This is a genomic window from Clostridium sp. AF32-12BH (assembly GCF_003477935.1).
Classification (GTDB): Bacteria; Bacillota; Clostridia; order Lachnospirales; family Lachnospiraceae; genus Brotaphodocola.
Genome location: NZ_QUEH01000005.1, coordinates 107197 through 125389, shown reverse-complemented (window position 1 = coordinate 125389; position 18193 = coordinate 107197). Strand labels below are relative to the sequence as shown.

At 47.7% G+C, this 18193-nt stretch carries 14 protein-coding genes; 3 read left to right on the top strand and 11 right to left on the bottom strand.

Annotation, left to right across the window (positions count from 1 at the left end; translation table 11 throughout):
• Window positions 1–2: 2 nt before the first annotated feature.
• The 4 genes from DWZ40_RS06540 to DWZ40_RS06525 all read right to left on the bottom strand — a co-directional run bounded on the left by DWZ40_RS06540 (window position 3) and on the right by DWZ40_RS06525 (window position 4797).
• Window positions 3–1499, bottom strand: a complete 1497-nt coding sequence (locus tag DWZ40_RS06540) for a PHB depolymerase family esterase (protein WP_118541921.1) — start codon at window positions 1497–1499, stop codon at window positions 3–5.
• Window positions 1500–1585: 86 nt separating this feature from the next.
• On the bottom strand, window positions 1586–2704 hold the full coding sequence (locus tag DWZ40_RS06535; RefSeq protein WP_182431640.1) for a tripartite tricarboxylate transporter substrate-binding protein: 1119 nt from the start codon (window positions 2702–2704) through the stop codon (window positions 1586–1588).
• 62 nt (window positions 2705–2766) lie between these two features.
• The gene (locus DWZ40_RS06530; protein ID WP_118541917.1) at window positions 2767–4311 is read right to left on the bottom strand and encodes a tripartite tricarboxylate transporter permease; all 1545 of its coding nucleotides are present in this window, start codon (window positions 4309–4311) and stop codon (window positions 2767–2769) included.
• A gap of 15 nt (window positions 4312–4326) precedes the next feature.
• Complete coding sequence (locus DWZ40_RS06525; RefSeq protein ID WP_118541915.1) at window positions 4327–4797, bottom strand: tripartite tricarboxylate transporter TctB family protein; 471 nt, start codon at window positions 4795–4797, stop codon at window positions 4327–4329.
• A 214-nt stretch (window positions 4798–5011) separates the two neighbouring features.
• Between DWZ40_RS06525 and DWZ40_RS19410 the strand changes: the two genes are divergently transcribed.
• Window positions 5012–5167, top strand: coding sequence for a hypothetical protein (locus DWZ40_RS19410; RefSeq protein WP_182431639.1), 156 nt, complete (start codon window positions 5012–5014; stop codon window positions 5165–5167).
• Window positions 5168–5282: 115 nt separating this feature from the next.
• Window positions 5283–6608: a helix-turn-helix domain-containing protein gene (locus DWZ40_RS06515; RefSeq protein ID WP_118541911.1), complete on the top strand. Its 1326-nt coding sequence runs from the start codon at window positions 5283–5285 to the stop codon at window positions 6606–6608.
• 63 nt (window positions 6609–6671) lie between these two features.
• Here the strand turns inward: DWZ40_RS06515 and DWZ40_RS06510 are convergent, their stop codons facing one another.
• Window positions 6672–9074 (bottom strand): pyruvate formate lyase family protein, encoded by a 2403-nt coding sequence (locus DWZ40_RS06510; RefSeq protein WP_118541909.1) that lies wholly within the window; start codon window positions 9072–9074, stop codon window positions 6672–6674.
• 191 nt (window positions 9075–9265) lie between these two features.
• On the opposite strand from DWZ40_RS06510, the gene DWZ40_RS06505 reads away from it, so the two are divergent.
• Window positions 9266–10876, top strand: coding sequence for a helix-turn-helix domain-containing protein (locus DWZ40_RS06505; RefSeq protein ID WP_118541907.1), 1611 nt, complete (start codon window positions 9266–9268; stop codon window positions 10874–10876).
• A gap of 50 nt (window positions 10877–10926) precedes the next feature.
• On the opposite strand, the gene DWZ40_RS06500 is transcribed toward DWZ40_RS06505, so the two are convergent.
• From DWZ40_RS06500 to DWZ40_RS06475, 6 genes are all read right to left on the bottom strand, one after another.
• Window positions 10927–12222 (bottom strand): SLC13 family permease, encoded by a 1296-nt coding sequence (locus DWZ40_RS06500; protein WP_118541905.1) that lies wholly within the window; start codon window positions 12220–12222, stop codon window positions 10927–10929.
• A gap of 30 nt (window positions 12223–12252) precedes the next feature.
• Window positions 12253–13392 (bottom strand): CapA family protein, encoded by a 1140-nt coding sequence (locus DWZ40_RS06495; protein WP_118541903.1) that lies wholly within the window; start codon window positions 13390–13392, stop codon window positions 12253–12255.
• Between the two features lie 175 nt (window positions 13393–13567).
• Window positions 13568–15253, bottom strand: coding sequence for an ABC transporter substrate-binding protein (locus DWZ40_RS06490; RefSeq protein ID WP_182431638.1), 1686 nt, complete (start codon window positions 15251–15253; stop codon window positions 13568–13570).
• 85 nt (window positions 15254–15338) lie between these two features.
• On the bottom strand, window positions 15339–16304 hold the full coding sequence (locus tag DWZ40_RS06485) for an oligopeptide/dipeptide ABC transporter ATP-binding protein (RefSeq protein ID WP_118541899.1): 966 nt from the start codon (window positions 16302–16304) through the stop codon (window positions 15339–15341).
• Window positions 16305–16314: 10 nt separating this feature from the next.
• Window positions 16315–17301: an ABC transporter ATP-binding protein gene (locus DWZ40_RS06480; protein ID WP_118541897.1), complete on the bottom strand. Its 987-nt coding sequence runs from the start codon at window positions 17299–17301 to the stop codon at window positions 16315–16317.
• A gap of 13 nt (window positions 17302–17314) precedes the next feature.
• Window positions 17315–18181, bottom strand: coding sequence for an ABC transporter permease (locus DWZ40_RS06475; RefSeq protein ID WP_243035239.1), 867 nt, complete (start codon window positions 18179–18181; stop codon window positions 17315–17317).
• Between the last annotated feature and the right edge of the window lie 12 nt (window positions 18182–18193).

Below are 18193 nucleotides of genomic sequence, written 5' to 3'. Positions count from 1 at the left end.
CCTTATTCCTCCTTCATTCCTGGCTGCGGCACGTTTGCCAAAATTTCATCTGCTTTTTCACGCATTTCTTCCGGGGTCAGAACCGGCTCTGTTCCGAGCATCTGACGCATCAGATATGCAAAATCATAGGTAAGGACTCCATCGGCTTTTGACAGATAACATACTCCGTCCCTGCATTTTGCCTTGCATCCGTAGAAATACTCTGCGATCTGCGCTGCCGGGATCAGCAGGATATCACCATCGGTCAGCGTTCTCTCCCCATGTTTTAAATGGTCACACCATACAAACGTGCGGTTGCATGCAGATACCTGCATTTCTTTCTCGCACAGACGGATGACTGCCTCATTCTCTCCGGCTTCCACGGAAAGTTCTGGAAACAGCTGCGGGATGCATTCCGGCTGCACATAAAAGCTGCCCTCAATTTCCCGCACTTTTCCGTTAAGTTCCACGGTCTGGTTGTTAACGATTGCTTTCCCGGCTCCATCTGCCAGGATCACAGCACCTTCATCCGGAACAAATGCCTGTTTCGGCTCACCCTTTACAATCTTGCCGTCTACACGGCTGTAGCCGCTCAAAAAATTCGTCCAGATAAAATCTGCCATATCCATAGATGGTCCATGTCCGCCGCCTTCTACCATATAGAAATGGAAATCCTGTTTTCCAGGATACGTGATCGCATTGTAACGCCCACGTACACTGATCTGCATTTCGCCCGTGCAGCCGTTGCAGTGTTTCCAGTTTTCCAGCAGCGGAATCTGATGGAATACCAGCTTTGCATGAATAATCTCATCTTTACTTCTGCCCTGTTCTTTCATATGACGCATCAGATCAAACGTCGGAACCGCATCGTTCATATGCTGGTAATTGCCCATCGGAATTGCAAGATCTTCCGATCCATGGGTTCTTACAACTGGAAGCGCGCACTCCTCGCCATACCGGAAAGAACCATCTTTTTCAAACAAACGCTCTGCGCCAACCGGTCCGGACATGGTTGCGGCTGCCGCATAAGGATGTTCCGGATTATTCAGCAGATAGAATGTGCCCATCACATCACCGAAGGACTGACCATGCAGATACATTCTGGTGGTATCGATCTGGTATTTCTTTAAGATCAGTTCCAGAAGCTGATTCAGATAACGGATATCGTCCGGCAGTCCCGCAGTCCGTTTTTTGTCAGAAAAGTTCTCCCACGCAGACCATGCCCACTCCGGAGTCAGGGACTGGGGATATAAAACAATGAAGCCTTCCCGCTCAGCTACAGAAGCCCAGGCCGTGGTCAGATCTGCACGATGATTATTCTTTCCTGGTGTACTGCTTCCGCCATGGAGCGTCACAACCAGTGGAACTGTCTTACTCCCATCGTAACTGGACGGAACATATTCTTTCCAGCTTCTCATAAAGCCGTCAATCTCCCCTGCACAGTCGATGATCCCGTCCGGCCGGTCAAACATCTCACGACCTTCTACGTAATTAATACGGGGTTTTACTCTCATTTTCATACCTGTAGCCTCATCTCTTTCCTGATACAGCAATAGGTGTTATAGAACTATAACACCTACATGCTGCAATTTTTAATTTTTCAGTCTTAATTGCCAAGAACATTTGCAATATCTGCATCCATATCTTCAACCTGCTTCTGGATATCTTCCACGCTGCATGGTTTCAGCAGGCTCTTCATGCTTGCCCATCTCTCAACGCTTTCCGGATCATCTGCTACTGCGCAAACCTCTTCGTTGATCTTCTGAACCAGAGCCGGATCCATCTTGCCAGGACCTACAATGTACATCGGAGCGGTAAATGCGATTTCATCAAGACCTAAAGTCTCATAGGTATCTACATCTGCCAGTGCCGGGAAATCTTTTGCAACTTCATCTTTGCTCATCATGGTATTGTTTACAAGACCCTTCAGGTCACCATTTTCGATATAGCCAGAAGCCTGATTAGAGTTCTGTAAGCCAACATCCAGGTTGCCCGCAAGAAGGGAAGTAACGGTATCATTGCCACTTACTACAACGTATTTGACATCCAGACCATAATGTTCCATCAGAAGTTTTACTTTGATTTCCTGGGTCGTACCAGTACTGGTGCCGACAGATACTTCGCCCGGATGTGCCTTGCAGTACTCAACAAACTCATCCAGGGTACTGTACGGTTTGTCCGGCTGGGTCAGAAGGATGGAACCCATGCCATTTCCGCCTGCTGCCGGAGCAATAATGGTAAACTGATCTGGATCCAAAACACTGTACTGATATTTTTTCTGATGATACATGATGTTAGATCCGGAACCGGTAAAGATGATCGTACTTCCGTCATTCTTTGCAGTTCTGGTCTTCTCCATAGCCAGGGTACCACTTCCGGTATTTTCATCTACAACATTAAATTTTGCCTTCGGATATTTCTTCTCCCACGCTTCTACCATAACACGGGCTGACAGATCGGAGTTGCCGCCTGCGCTGCCTGGAACAATGATATCGATGGTTCCGGTCGGCCAGTCTACATTGCTGGTATCAATGGTTCCTGCTTCTGCTTTGCTCTCGCCGGCATCTGCTTTTGTATCTTCTGCCTTTTCCTCGGCTTTGGTCTCAGCTGCTGCCTCTGTTTTTGCTTCTGCTGCCGTGGTCTCCTTTGCAGAAGAACCTCCGCATCCTGCCAGTGTTACGGCTGCCATCAGTGCAGCTGCCAGTACAAGACTTCTTTTTTTCATAATGTAAACCCTTCCTTTCATGATATAAATGCAATACATTTTTAACGTGATCCAACCAGGCTTTATGCAGCCTGTTTTGCTGCCTTTTTCTCCTCCAGTTTTTTCTGGATGGTCGGCATAAAGATGTTACTGAATAAAACAACAGTTCCCAGAATGATGAAGATGCAGGAGAACGGCTTGGTAAAGAAGGACAGCAATCCGTTCGTTGCCATGTTCATGCCGCTTCTGAAGTTCTTCTCAAGCAGACCGCAAAGGATAAATGCCAGGATAAACGGCATCTGCGGAATCTGGAAATAAGCGAAGAAAATACCAAGTGCACAAGTTGCCAGTGCTACACCAACGCTGAACAGGTTACCGCCGGAAATGTAGGAACCCAGGATGCAGATGATGATGATCGCCGGATACAGGAAATGGTACGGGCATTTTAACATTGCCGGGAAAATCGGCATGCCGACAACTTCAAATACCAGGATAATGATCGCTGCAATGATTGCTGCGGTATAAAGCATGTAAACAACTTCCGGATTTGTCTTTAACAGAAGCGGACCTGCGTTGATTCCGTGTACGGTCATGGCAGTCATGAAAATGGTCATAACACCGTTGCCAGGAATACCAAGTGCGATCATTGGGATCATCGCACCACCGATGCCTGCATTGTTCGCAGTCTCCGGAGCGATAACACCGCCGATGTTGCCCTCGCCATACGGTACCCAGTCTTCGTCTTTGATCTTGCCCTGTTTGTGTTTTTTCTCTGCGATGTTCTTTTCATTCGCATAAGCAAGCACGGTAGAGGTATTTGCACCAAGACCTGGAAGGAAACCGATGAATGCGCCCATGATAAAAGAGCGGAGCATATTTCCGATGTTCTGGGTATAATCTTTGATATGCAGCTTAAATCCACGAACCTTTACATTTGCTGACTCAGAAGCTTTGGAGCCTTTCGTGTACTCCATCAGGATGGTTCTGCCTGCGAACATACCCATCATCAGGTTGACAATATTTAAACCACTGATTAAGTACATGCTGTCAAAAGTGAAACGAAGAGTTCCGCAAAGCGGTGCAGAACCAACACACGCTGCCAGAATTCCCATGCCGCAGGCAATCAGACCCTTTACGACATTTCCTTTCGAAAGACCGATGACCATGGCGATTGCACAGTAGCACAGTGCGAAATACTCCCACGGGCCAAGCTTCACTGCCCACTGTGCCAGATACGGACAAAGGATTACAGCCAGGATCAGGGATGGTACGGTACCGATAAAGTTCGATACGACTGCCGCACTCAGCGGTCTTACCGGATCGCCCTTTCGGGTTAACGGATAACCGTCCCAACAGGTAACGATGGATGAGTTCGTTCCAGGAATTCCTAATAGGATGGAACCGATACATCCACCCGATGTACTTCCTACATAGATTGCCATGAATAAAGCAAGTGCCAGGGTCGGATCCATACGATACGTCATTGGAAGCAGCAGAATGGTGATGGTACCTCCGCCAAGACCAGGAATTGCTCCCAGGATTACGCCGATCAGAGAACCGCCGATCATATAAAGGAGACCGGTCGGTGTAGCAAGGGTCTGCAGCGTATTCATAATTGCTTCAGCCATTTTTTATTCCTCCAATCAGAAAAATTTTTCAAACAGGATGCCCTCTGGAAGACGGGTCTCCATCAGTACAACATAGATAAACATGATCGCTGCGGATACGGCGATCGTATAAATAAGGATCTTGCCGATCTTGGTATTGGTTCCCTTTGAAAACAGAAAGCTGATGATAAAGAGAATGACCGGAATTGCAACCCGGTAACCAACCAGCCACAGCATCCCCCAGTACAGCAGGTACAGCCCATACAGAGTCAGAAGACGTTTCCATTCAACCTTGGATAAGAATGGTTTTCCCTCTTTCTTTTCCGGTGCCACAAAGAGAACAATTCCGCACAGCCCGATCAACACACTGGCTGCTGCCGGGAATACCTTCGGTCCCGGATCACCCTCCAGGATACTGACACCGATCTTGCTGGTCATATAACCAGCCAAAAGAGAAAATGCAATCATAATCAGTCCAAGAACTTGGTCTTTGTACAATTTCTTCATTTTTTCCTTTGTTTCCTCCTGTCTTTTATTGAATCTGACTACAGTATAATGAGATTTTTTTCACACAACAAGAATTTTCGTTTTTTATTTCATTCCACTATTCACGATGCACAATTTTCAGTTCTTTTTCATGCATTCTTCACAAACCGGTTGCTTCTATTCTTGTTTGGACTGACATTTTTTGATATACTTTCTGCATCAGGAGGTTATTATTATGGCTACATTTCATCATATCATTTCACGTTTAGAGAGCCACGTGATCCGTTACCAGCTGCCCTACAACCAGTTTTCTCTTCCCTACAAACAAACTGCTGTTTCTGGATGCAGAACTCTCGCTTCCTTTAGAACCTTGCTGTTTTATTTTTTGTGATGCAGAAACGTTTTCCAATGCAATCCGCCAGGAACTTCCTCCCAAGATCTGCTTTTTCATTGCGGCCCGTGAAGAAGAACTTCCATCTGACATTCCTTATACCTGCAACTATATTGTGTGTGACCTGTCTTACCCGGCGCTCTGTACCCGCATTGTCCGCATTTACCAGAATTATGAATCCACACAGAAACTGCTTTCCCAAACACTGCGTGACTATCAGGGCATCAAAACATACTTTCACATGCTTGCTTCCATGACAGCCTCGGAATGTGCCCTTTACGACGAAAAAAAGAAAATGCTGCTGTCCTCCGGCGGAGAAGATGAGGAACTTCTCGCCAATCTGACATTTCCGGATGCAAACCAGCTGCAGCGTCTGACTGTTTCTTTTTTCATAGAAGAATACCATCGTCACATCTGTATCCGCGAGCAGGCATTTCACGGGCGTACCTTTTATCTGGTTTTCCTGAAGAAAGAACCGTTTTCCGACATCGATATCCAGTGGCTGGCCCAGGAAGCACTTTCCCATATTCTCATCAGCATGGCAGACCATGACATTCCCTTTTATGCTCCCAGGGAAGAAGCTGTCACCCAGCTGATTTCCGATATCATGAGTCAGAATGTACGGAACTGGACCGACGCGTATGAGCGTTATACTGCACTCGCTCTGGTTCCATCCCTCTTTACCACGTTTGCTTACATCCTCATGCCGGACTCTGCTTCTGCCATGACCCACGTTTTTTTCCTGTCGGAGCTGACCCAGCTGTTCCCCAATTACATCGTGGGTTCTTACGGAAATGATTTTGTCATGTTCTGTCCAAACACGGAAAAAACACCGACGCTGGACTTGCAAAATGCAAAATTCAACTGGCTCCTCGAAAAATACGATGCCTGTGTCGGGCTTTCCCTCTATACCAAATACCGCTACCGCACCAATATTATCCTGGCACAGGCAACCGCCCGTTTTGGCAAAGAACTGGGATTGGAAAAAAATACAAGGATTTATTACCACAACAGCTACTCCATTTATTACCTGATTGACCTGGCAGCTGCTTCTTTCAGCGAAATTCATGACTCCAAAGACCTGACCTATCTGACGCATCCGGCCATTCTGCGGTTAAACAGTTATGACCGGGATCACAACACCAATTTACTTGAAGTTCTGTATTACTACTTATTAAATGGCTGCAGTATCAACGAAACGGCGCTTGCCCTAAACGTACACCGCAACACCATACAGACCAAGATCAACAAACTGAATGAACTGATCTGGGATGATTTCACCAAAAGCGGAATGATCCAGTGCCGTCTGTTAGTGTCCTGTATGATCTTCTTCTACCAGGACCGTTACAGCCGGGTTCCTTTCTACAATAAGCAAAAACTGGAATATTCGTTCCGTACACAGGAAGCTGAAAAATCCACCGAAACATCAGAAAAAAAATAAGCGGATGCGCCGAATGGCGCATCCACTTATTTTTTCTGCTTATCACAGAATCTCAATCTTCTATTATAAGGTATGCTCGGTTCTGTTGATAACCTCTTCCTGCATGGACTCATTCAGCTGTACAAAGTAAGCACTGTAGCCTGCAATGCGGACTACCAGATCTCTGTGCGCTGCCGGATTTTCCTTTGCATCGATCAGGGTTTCTTTTGCAACAACGTTGAACTGTACATGCTTTCCGCCGTTGGTCAGGTAAGTACGGATCATGGAAGCAAGCTTCTCCATATCTGCCTCGGTCTTCAGTGCGGACGGATGGAACTTCATATTTAACAGGGTTGCCTGGAACGGATCCTGGTCTACCTTCATGGCAGACTGCAATACTGCCAGCGGACCATGGGTATCCATGCCCTGCATCGGGCTCATGGTACCATCGGCAAGAAGGGTTCCTGCTTTACGTCCGTCCGGGGTAGCTCCGGTTAACAGACCGCCTGGCTGATGGCTGGTGATGGAAATACCACACGGAACGGTGATTCCGCCTGTAACGGTGGTCAGGGTCGGAACAAAGTCGGTGAACATCTTATAGCAGCGTGCTACGATCTCATCTACATAAGGATCGTTGTTGCCGAACTTCGGTGCATCCAGGAAGTCCTTGCGCATATCCTCATATCCTACCCAGTCTGCTTCCAGGGCATCGTAAAGTTCTTTCAGGGTATATTTCTTCTCATCGAAGCAAAGTTTCTTGATGGCTGCCAGGGAATCACCTACGTTAACCATACCGATGGTACATACGGATGCGGTGTTATCGAACGGAATGTCATGACGGCACCAGATATCCTTACCACTCTCAATTCCGTTGTACATCAGCGCACTGCGCAGCGGATCCGGAAGTACTTCCTGGGTTACCTTCAACTCGACATTGTTACGCTCTCCTACAATGCCGACACAGTACTTAAACTGCTTCTCCCATGCAGCAAACAGCTCTTCGAAATCCTTAAACTGGGTGAAGTCACCGGTCTGGATTCCTGCAAGCTCGCCGTTCTTCACATTGATACCGTTATGACGGAACAGATCGAAGATAACGGTCATGATCGTCATCGGAACCGGGCCCGTACGGCTCTTGCCCGGAAGGTTTGCATCGAGACAGCCGGTAATCGCAAAGTCTCTTGCATCCTCTAAGGAAACACCATGCATGGTGAAGAACTCGGTGTAGCTTTCATCGCTGACAAATGCCGGCATGCTTAAGCCTGCCTTGATACACTCCACGCCCTTTAAGAGCAGTTCCTTCGGAGTAGACGGAGCCACACGCAGGGTAATGGTGTGATGCGGGGTTTTGGTGATCAGCGCTGCATCCAGAAGCATGTAGCTTAAATCGTTGGTTGCATCGGTACCATCCGTTTTTACACCGCCAATGATGAAGTTATGCCACTTTGCAAAACCTGCATTTTTCTTTCGGTTGTTCTTTCCGGAAGTACGGTTTAATTCCATATCTTTCAGGCGCATGCAGCAGAGAAGCTCGATTGCTTCCTCTTTTGTAATACGGCCTGCTTCCAGATCTGCCTTATAGAACGGATACATATACTGGTCGAAACGTCCGCCCGGCAGCGTGGTACTCGGGCTCAGCATTAAGAACTGGAACCAGAAGCACTGGATTGCCTCACGGAAAGTACGCGGTTTGTGGCGCGGGATCCAGGAACAGGTCTCGCCGATGGTCTTCAGCTCTTCCTTGCGCACCGGATCGGTCTCTTTTTCTGCCATCTCAAATGCCAGTGCAGAGTAACGGTCAGCCAGGGTGTTGATTGCCTCAAATGCCATAACTACGGCACGGTAGTAACGGAACTTGTCGATGGATTCTGCATCGGTAAAGCGAAGCTCTTTCTGGCATTCCTTTGCCTGCTCGATCAGTGCCAGTGTACCATTTTCCAGGATTTTGGTATAGTCTACCAAAAGAAGCACAAGGCTCGGTCCAAGGCCAAGACCACTCTGTGCATAACCGCCGCCTACGCCACGTCCCTCAGATTTATCTTTCCACGGCGGAAGAACCAGACCTGCCTTTAACAGCTTTAAGATCCGCTCATCCTCCTGCTCATAGAAGATGTCGCCCTGCATACCGATCTGGGTAGCCGGATCATGGTTTTTATTGAGCTCCTGCAGATCTTTCTGATCCTGCTCGTCCATGATATAACCGTCCTCGATCAGGCTGTCGATCTCATCCTGGGTCCAGATTCCGTAGTTCGGGTCGATCTCCAGCCCCATCGGCTTGGAAGCGCCCAGACCTACGATCAGCTCGTCATCTGCGATAGCGATTGGCATTCTCTCCGCATAAGCTTTCAGCATTTTTCCACGCTGAACCATAGCCGGGTCATGCTTGGAGTGCTCCAGCACGTCTGCCGTGATGCGGTATTTTTCGATGCAGATCGGATAATGATCTACGATCACGCGCTTTTTGATGCGTTCAATACGTTCGTACATAATTTTTCCTTTCTTTTTGCTAATTTGCAATTCCAAATATTTGATGCTATAATCAATCCGTTCTCGACATCTATTTCACAAAATCGAGTCCTGTATTTTATTATATTGTGCAGAAGAGCAAAATCCTACGGTTGAACTGCACATAACGTTTATATATTTTATATATTTTTCAAGAAAAGAGGAATGCCTGCATGATTACCCTTCCTATGGTCATCAGCGACTTAAAGCCTTATCTCTGTTCTCCCTTCACATTTCCAAAAACCTTTCGTGAGCTTCGAGGGATCTATCTGTGTGATGGAGAAAAGGCCGATGATCCATCCATGATTTACGTTGGAACTGCCGATAGTATTACACGGCTGCTGATTCGCGGAAGCATCGCGGAAAACTGTGTTTTAATTTCAGCTGGAAATGCGGAATCGCTTCAGAATGCCCCGAAACGCAACGTGATCCTGATCGTTACATCACTCCCGCTCACATCCCTGTATAACCATCTCAGTCAAAGCATCCTGCGCTACGATGAATGGAAGACCCTGCTGACCAAGAATGGCGGAAAAGGGATCAAGCCGCTTTTACAGGCTGCCAGAAAGCAGTTCCAGATTTCCATCTGCCTGCTTACTTCGAATCTGCAGCCGGCACTGCGCAGCATCCAGGAAGCAGACGAAGCCTACATGGATGTGGGATCGAAGGAATTTCTGGAAAATCCGGACTCGCCGTTCCAGACACTGGTCGGACAGCTAAACCACTTAACGCCAAATGCCGTGATCAGCACTTCACGGAAAAACGGCTATGTATTTTCGCTGATCCCGATCACACAAAACCATACCGTGCTTGGTTATTTTCTCGCCTGCACCAACAACAGCACCAGTATGCTGGAAAACGTTTTATACGTGATGGCGCCCATTGCAGCCAGACTCATGCTGGAGGATGAATGGTATCAGACAAGCAAAGACACGTTCCAGTCCCTGGCTGCCCAGTTTTTAGGGGATACACCAGAAGATCTGGAGCAATTGGAGCGGAAACTAAAACAGCTGCCCAATCACCCGAAACGCTTTATGCGCGGAATCATCATCCGCTCCATCGACGATGACGGATTCCCGCTTCCAATCTATCCGCAGGAACTCCGGCACTTCTGTCACGAGCTTCAGGCACTGTTTCCTTCCGATCTCGTGGCCCTGCTCGACGAATGCATTTACATCATGACAAGTGATGACAAACCAGATGCACCGATCACCATTACGGAAAATGAAACATTTTCGTCCCTGCTCCAGCAATATCACGCTTATGCCATGGTATCCAATCCATCGCAGCGTCTGCAGGGAGTACGTGTTCTGTTTTTCCAGTGCTTCCAGATTCTGCCAGCTGCCGTTGCAATCCGTTTTGACGATGAACTTACCCTGAGGTGTCTGCGGTTTGACCGCTACGCGCCCTACTATATCATCCGGCTCTGCGAACAGGCTGCGTCCAATGAAATGGGAATCAACGACATCCTTTATCTCTGTCACCCTGCTATTCTGACCCTGACGCGCTATGACCGCGCCTACAACAACAACCTGCGCGATACGTTGTTCACCTTTCTGATGAATGACCGGAGCATCAGCGAGACCAGCCGCAAAATGTTCATGCACCGCAACACGACCATTTACAAACTCAATAAGATCCAGGAGCTGATCAACGATAATCTGGAAAACCCTTATACCCGCCACCAGCTTATCCTAAGCTGTATGATCATCCGGTATGTAGAGCAATACCAGCATTCTCCATTTCAGCTTCCACCGTTAGAGAGCAGTCTCTTGCGAAAGTAAAAAAATGTGGCAGTCCATTACGACCGCCACATTTTTTATTATCTTAAATTTTAGAACAGTCCCAGAATACCAACTGCTGCCAGTACTGCAGAAGCGCCCATACCGAGTACTGCCAGTCCAAGCTGCCAGGTAATCAGTTTGCCTCTGACTTTCTCATCCTGACAGTTCGACATGAAGATCGCACCACCGGTTGAGAACGGAGACAGTGCAGTATAACATGCACCAAGCAGAATACCGATAAACATGGTAACCGGTTTGATCGCGGTTCCGGCAACTGCAGTTCCGACAATCGGAGCCAGCATTGGGAATACCGTGTTGATACCGCCGGAGAAGAAGCTTAAGAAACCGCCAAGCAGTGTCATAAATGCTACCATCATACCTTCCGGAACGCTGTTGTTCAGCCAGCCGGAAATCACATCAACCACACCAGCCTGGGTTGCAACGTTCATCAGGGTTCCGATACCACCGACCAGAATGATCGTGTTCCACGGTACACTCTTGATGGCTGCACGCTGGTCTGCCAGCTTCATTAATACACAAACTACAAATCCTACAAAGCTCAGCATCTGGATATCCAGTCTGGATGACAGGAATGCAAGCGTCGGGTTCTTGATGAATTTGCTCAGCATGGACGGAATAACAACCAGTCCTACCACGATTGCAATGATAACCAGGTTCTTTCTCTGAACATCATTGAATGGCTGCGGTTTCTCAACGCTGATGGTTTTCAGTTTATTGCCCTTAAATACAAAGTAAAGACCAAGCAGGATCACGGTAGAAACCAGGAAATATGCAAGGAAGAATTCCCAGGTCATGCCAGCTGCCTCTGCCTCAAATCCGTTTGCTGCAATCGTGGAGTTTACAACTGCACCGGATGCTGCCCACGGCATACATGCACCGATCGCTGCACCATGACATACGCCCCATGCGATGATCACCGGATGAAGACCAGCCGGAAGTCCGATGGAGAAGCCGATCACTGCCATGATTGCATTCGCTGCAGGCGGCGGACATCCGATCGCACCAAGGACAATCGCGATAAAATAAATCGCAAGACCGATCATCCAGGACTGGTTTCTGACTGCATACAGCAGATGATCTGCAACTGCCTGCATCGTGCCGTTGCAGCATGCAAATCCAAAGAATAACGTGATGGACAACAGCTGGAAAATAACACTGTTCGGCCATAAAGCCACCACTTCTTTTACCTTCATTCCCATCATCAGACAACCGACAATCCATGCAAAAACCATGCCGGTAACACCCATGTTGACGTTAAACTTATAGCCCAGGGCTATTGCGACAACAATCCCAATCAAACAAACAATAATTGCACTGCTTGACATGTTACTACCTCCTCGTTCCCTTTTTCTTTTTTACGTTAATTCCACCCAGTCCCCATCGATATGATAGATATCCGGATCCATATTCTGGCCTTTTGTAATGCGCACCATGTAGTCGAAGATTTCCTTAAATTTCGGATCTGACGGCTTCACCACATACGGAGCACCATCTTCCGGCAGATACGCCGGTACAAAGCCAACCTGGTCAATTTTTTTGTCCTTCACCGTCCATTTTGCGATCATGGTCAGATAACAGTCCATCGGAAAACTCCGTTTGGTTGTCTTAAATGCATCGCTGATCGCCGTCATTTCCGTGTGGCTCTTCGAAGTCTTCATGTCCTGTCCCTTCGCCTTTACGTCACGGAGCATATCGGTGACTTCTTCCATGGCAAAGTTTCCAAGACTATAGAAAATAGCCTTGCCTTTGTACATTTCAATCGGCTTCAAAATATGGGCATGATGTCCAAGGATCAGGTCTGCGCCTGCATCAATGGCAAAGTGCGCATAATATTTCTGATACCCGGCAAGGACACCTTCCTTGAAATGAATGCCCCAGTGCATGGATACCACAACCAGATCTGCCTTCTGTTTTGCCTCCCGGATATCGTTCAGCATCTTTTCCAGATCATCCGGATGTGGAAAACTGTACATCCGACACGGTGTTTCCGGCTGGTCATGCTCCACCGGCACGTAAGCGGTAATTCCACGGGCCGGATTGCATCCAGGTCTTGCTTCCTCTGCCCAGAACCCCTGCGGCAGAATGGAACCATATCCGAGAAACGCAACTTTCGTGCCTTCCACATCGATGATCGGATACTCTCTTGCTTTCGCTTCGTTTTCTCCGGCACCGATCACATAAAGACCGGCATTGCGTAAATGCACAAGCGTTTCTTTGAATGCATCCCTGCCATAATCCAGTGCGTGGTTCGACGCAAAACTGATCACATCAAATCCTGCATCTTTTAACGCACCGGCAACCTCCGGTCTGGACGAACACCCCATGCGCGTACAGCTTGATAACGGTCCCGTCTCACTTAAGACACTTTCCAGCTGACCAAATGTCAGGTCTCCTTCCTGAAACAGATCTTTCACATGGACAAACGAAGACGACAGATCGTCCCGGTACGGTGCTACATCCCCCACTCCGTACATGACAAGTTTTTCCTTCTCCATACCCCAGCTCCTTCCTTATTGATTTGTTTTCCATAGCTACGTTGTCAATATTTTATCAAAACACATTCTTATAAAATATGTTTACTTGAACCAATTTCCATCCAGTTCCTTTGGTTACAGTAAACAAAAAGCAGCTCCGGTTTTTATGCCGGAGCTACTTTTCAATAAGGGGATTTTATTCAAAATAAAGATATTTTACACGAATATTGTTCTGACCATATACGTTAAAGCCCTTTAAATCTTTTACCCAAGCATAGTTGATCGCCTGACGATGGAATGCCAGAGACGGAACATCCTCCTGCAGAACCTTAACGATCTTATCTGTAATCTCTGCTCTCTTGGAATCATCCTCGGTTTTCTTTGCTTCAAGCAGCCACTCATTGAATTCGTCATTGGTATAATGGCAGCGGTTGATACCTGCTTTCTCAAAGTAAGCATGTGCCATATCTGCTACATAACCAGCCGGAGAAGTCTTGCTGCCAAATGCGATATCCCAGCCGCCTGCTGCGTCATCCATGATACTGTTATAAACAGCTCTCTCATAAGAGGTGATTTCTGCGTTTAAACCAACCTGGGACAGCATTGCCTGTACGATCTCTGCTACGGAAGAGTATGTCTTGTCACCATTGTTGATGATGGTAATCTTGGTTCCTTCTGCAATACCAGCTTCTTTTAACAGTGCTTTGGATTTTTCCAGATCGGTTGCATAGTAGCCGCCTTCTTCCCACTTCGGATCGTAATCGATCATACCATCAGACGGATATGCAGTAGCAATAGAACCGAACTTGTTCTGGTATACAGCTGCATAGATAGCTGCTTTATCAATTGCGTAAGCAATGGCCTGACGCACTTTTACATCATGACAAATGGAGTTCTCACTGCAGTTGAAATCCAGTGTATCAGACTTATAACCAGAACGGATGATGGTGTTGAAACGGTCATCTGCTTCGATACGGCTGTAATCCTGCTGGCTTAACTCGGTAAGCAGGTCAACTTCGCCGGTCTCCAGTGCAATGGAACGCTGTGCGGTATCGCTGATTACCTTAAAGGTTACAGTCTTGATTGCCGGCTCGCCGCCCCAGTAATTCGGGTTTGCCTTCAGGACTGCACGGTTGCCGCCCACGAACTCATCTACATAATATGCGCCGGTACCGATCGGTTTCTCGGTAAAGCCATCCGGGCTGTTCTTATAAGTTTCTTCTTTCGTAATCGCAACGCCCTGCAGCTCCGTCATAAAGTAAGCATCCGGCTCTTTTAACGGGATTTTGATGGTATAATCATCGATAATCTCAACATTGTCCATATCCACGCTCTTTACGTTCTGCTGAAGCTGGGTATCGTCATAGTTCATCTGCATGGAGAACTTTACATCATCCGCCACAAAATCGGTTCCGTCCGAATACTTCACACCTTCTCTTAAGTGGAAGATGTAAGTCAGCTCATCCGGATGCTCCCAGCTGGTTGCCAGAAGCGGAACAATCTCAAAGTTATATCCATGGAAGAACAGCGGCTCGCAGACTTCACGGTTAATGATCTCCGTAACATTACCTGCGCCCTTTGTGTATGGGAATAATGTACCCGGATCTCCGGAAAGCTGTACATTTAACGTATCTTTGCTGGAATGGGTAGAAACAACCATTTCCTGCTCCAGTGCTGCCACATCACCGCGGGAAATACGGGTGCTGACGGTATCCGCAACACCTTCCGGGAGTGCTTCTGCCGTAGTTTCCGCAGCTGCTGCCTGTGTGGTTTCTGCCGGTGCCCCACTACCGTTTCCACCGCTGTTTCCGCCGCCGCATGCAGTTATGCTCAGTCCCATAACTGCAGCAAGTCCGAGTGCTGTCATTTTTTTCAATCTCATACGTAAATCCTCCATTCTGCCTGTTCGGCAACCCTTTTTATTTCTCACCCGGGAAACAAGCCTTCCCCGGGAGTGAATTCCTACATTATAAATTGTTGATTTCGCGCACCTTGCAGCACGATACGAAATGTCCCGGTAATACTTCCTCTAACTGCTGTGGTTTGTGGCACTCTTCCGATGCATACGGACATCTGGCTGCGAAACGGCAGCCTGGCTTCGGATTAATCGGAGAAGTAATTTCTCCTTTTAACAGGATCCGCTCACGCTTTGCATGGATATCGGGAATCGGGATTGCGGAAAGCAGTGCCTTTGTGTATGGATGAAGAGAATGTAAAAACAGTTCATCCGACTCACATTTTTCCACCATCTGACCCAGATACATAACCGCGATCTCGGTTGAAATATATTTTACAACCGACAGGTCATGAGTAATGAAAATATAGGTCAGTCCGCGCTCTTCCTGTAAATCCTGCATCAGATTCAAAATCTGTGCCTGAATTGATACATCCAGTGCAGATACCGGCTCGTCACATACAATAAAGCTCGGATTTAAAGCCAGTGCTCTTGCAATACCGATACGCTGGCGACGTCCTCCATCCAGCTCATGCGGATAGGAATTTGCCAGACGTTCTGCCAGGCCTACGGTTTCCATCAGCTTGGACGTTTCCGCTTCCATCTCGCTCTTGCTCATTCCGCCGCGCAGGATCAGCGGTTCCATGATGATCTCACTCACCGACATACGCGGGTTTAAGGATGAGAACGGATCCTGGAAAATGATCTGCATCTGCTCGCGCAGCTTTCTGAGTTTTGCCTTATCAACCTTTGTTACATCTTCTCCTTCGAAAAAAATCTTACCGTCCGTACTGTCAAGAAGGTGAAGGACGGTCCGCCCCAAGGTGGACTTGCCGCATCCGGACTCTCCTACTACACCAAGTGTAGTGCCCCGTTTTAAGGAGAATGTCACATCATCCACTGCGTGCAAGGTTCCTTTCGGCGTCTGAAAATATTTTTTCAGATTTTGTACCTCAAGAATATTCTCTGTGTTTGCCATGTTGACCTCCTTACCCTTCCTGTGAAACTCTGAAGCAGCGGCAGTAATGGTTTCCGCCTATATTTTTCATTTCCGGTTTTTTCTCCCGGCAGGCATCCGTTGCATACGGACATCTCGGAGAGAATGCACAGCCTTTCGGCAGATTCATCGGATCCGGCATCATGCCTGCGATCGGTTTTAAGCGTTTCACCTTGCTGTTCAAACTCGGAAGAGAGCCAAACAAACCTTCCGTATACGGATGGGACGTGCGGTCAAAAATATCTTCCGCCGTGCCGATCTCGACGATCTCGCCTGCATAGACAACTGCTACATTGTCGCACATCTCTGCCACGATTCCAAGATCATGGGTAATCATGATCATGGACGTATTCAGGTTCTTCTTCAGTTCGTTCATCATATCCAGAACCTGTGCCTGAATGGTTACATCCAGTGCGGTAGTCGGCTCATCGGCCAGAAGCAGCTCCGGATTACAGCTCAGTGCCATTGCGATGACAACACGCTGCTTCATACCACCGGAAAACTGGTGCGGATACTCTCCATAACGCTCGCCCGGGATTCCTACCATCTCCAGCATATCAATGGCACGTTTTTCTGTTTCATGCTTGCTTAAATGTTTTTCATGGATTCCGATGGTCTCTGCAATCTGCTGACCTACTGTGTAGATCGGGTTTAATGCAGTCATCGGATCCTGGAAGATCATGGAAATCTTGTTGCCGCGAATGGAACGCATCTCTTTTTCAGACATTTTGAACATGTCTTTGCCTTCCAGTACAATGGAACCGCCGCGCACTTTCGCCGGCGGATCCGGCAAAATTCCCAGAATTGCTTTTGCAATGGTTGTCTTTCCGGCACCGGTCTCACCTACCAGTCCCAGTGTTTCTCCTTTATTGATGGAAAAAGATACACCGTTTACTGCATGCACCACATTTCCGTCTGAGGTATATTCCACAACTAGATCTTTTACTTCGATCAGCTGTTCTTTCTTTTCCTGGCTCATACTCGGATCCCCCTTAGTTCTTCAGGCGCGGGTCAAGAGCATCTCTTAAACCATCACCCAGCATATTAATGGAAAGTACTGCTACCATAATGACCAGACCCGGGATAATACACAGATATGGATAATCACGCATATAGGTTCTTCCAGCTGTCAGCATAGCACCCCACTCCGGCAGCGGCGGCTGTGCACCAAGTCCCATGAAGCTTAAGGACGCTGCAGCAAGGATGGAAGAAGCAACACCCATGGTAATCTGGACGATCATCGGAGAAATCGCATTCGGGAGAATGTGCTTCCAGATGATTCTGGAATCGGTCGCATTGATTGCAGTTGCCGCCTCTACATACTCCATTCCGCGGACACTTAAAAACGAAGCTCTCGTCATACGCGCATAACCCGGAATGGTGGTCAGACCGATTGCAAGCATGGCATTGTTGATGCCAGGTCCCAGTGTGGTTGCGATCGCGATGGACATCAGAAGTCCAGGAACTGCCTGGAAGACATCCAGAACACGCATCAGCACATTGTCGACCCAGCCGCCATAGTAACCGGCGATGGATCCAAAAATGATTCCCAAAGAGGCCGCAATGGCAACGGATACAATACCGATTTTTAAGGACTGTCTTCCGCCATATAACAGACGGCTGAAAATATCACGTCCGAGGTTATCCGTTCCTAAAATGTGTGCTCCGCCCGGAGCCTTGAAAATGTTGTAAAGATCCTGCTGCTCATAGCCATACGGTGCGATCCACGGTGCAAATACGGAAGCAAGCACCATCAGGGTGATCACAAACAGACCGACCATTGCCATCTTGTTGCGTTTTAAACGATGCAGAACCACCAGAACCTGATTTTGTTTTTTCTTTTTTGATGTCTTCTCCACGTTTTCTTCCTC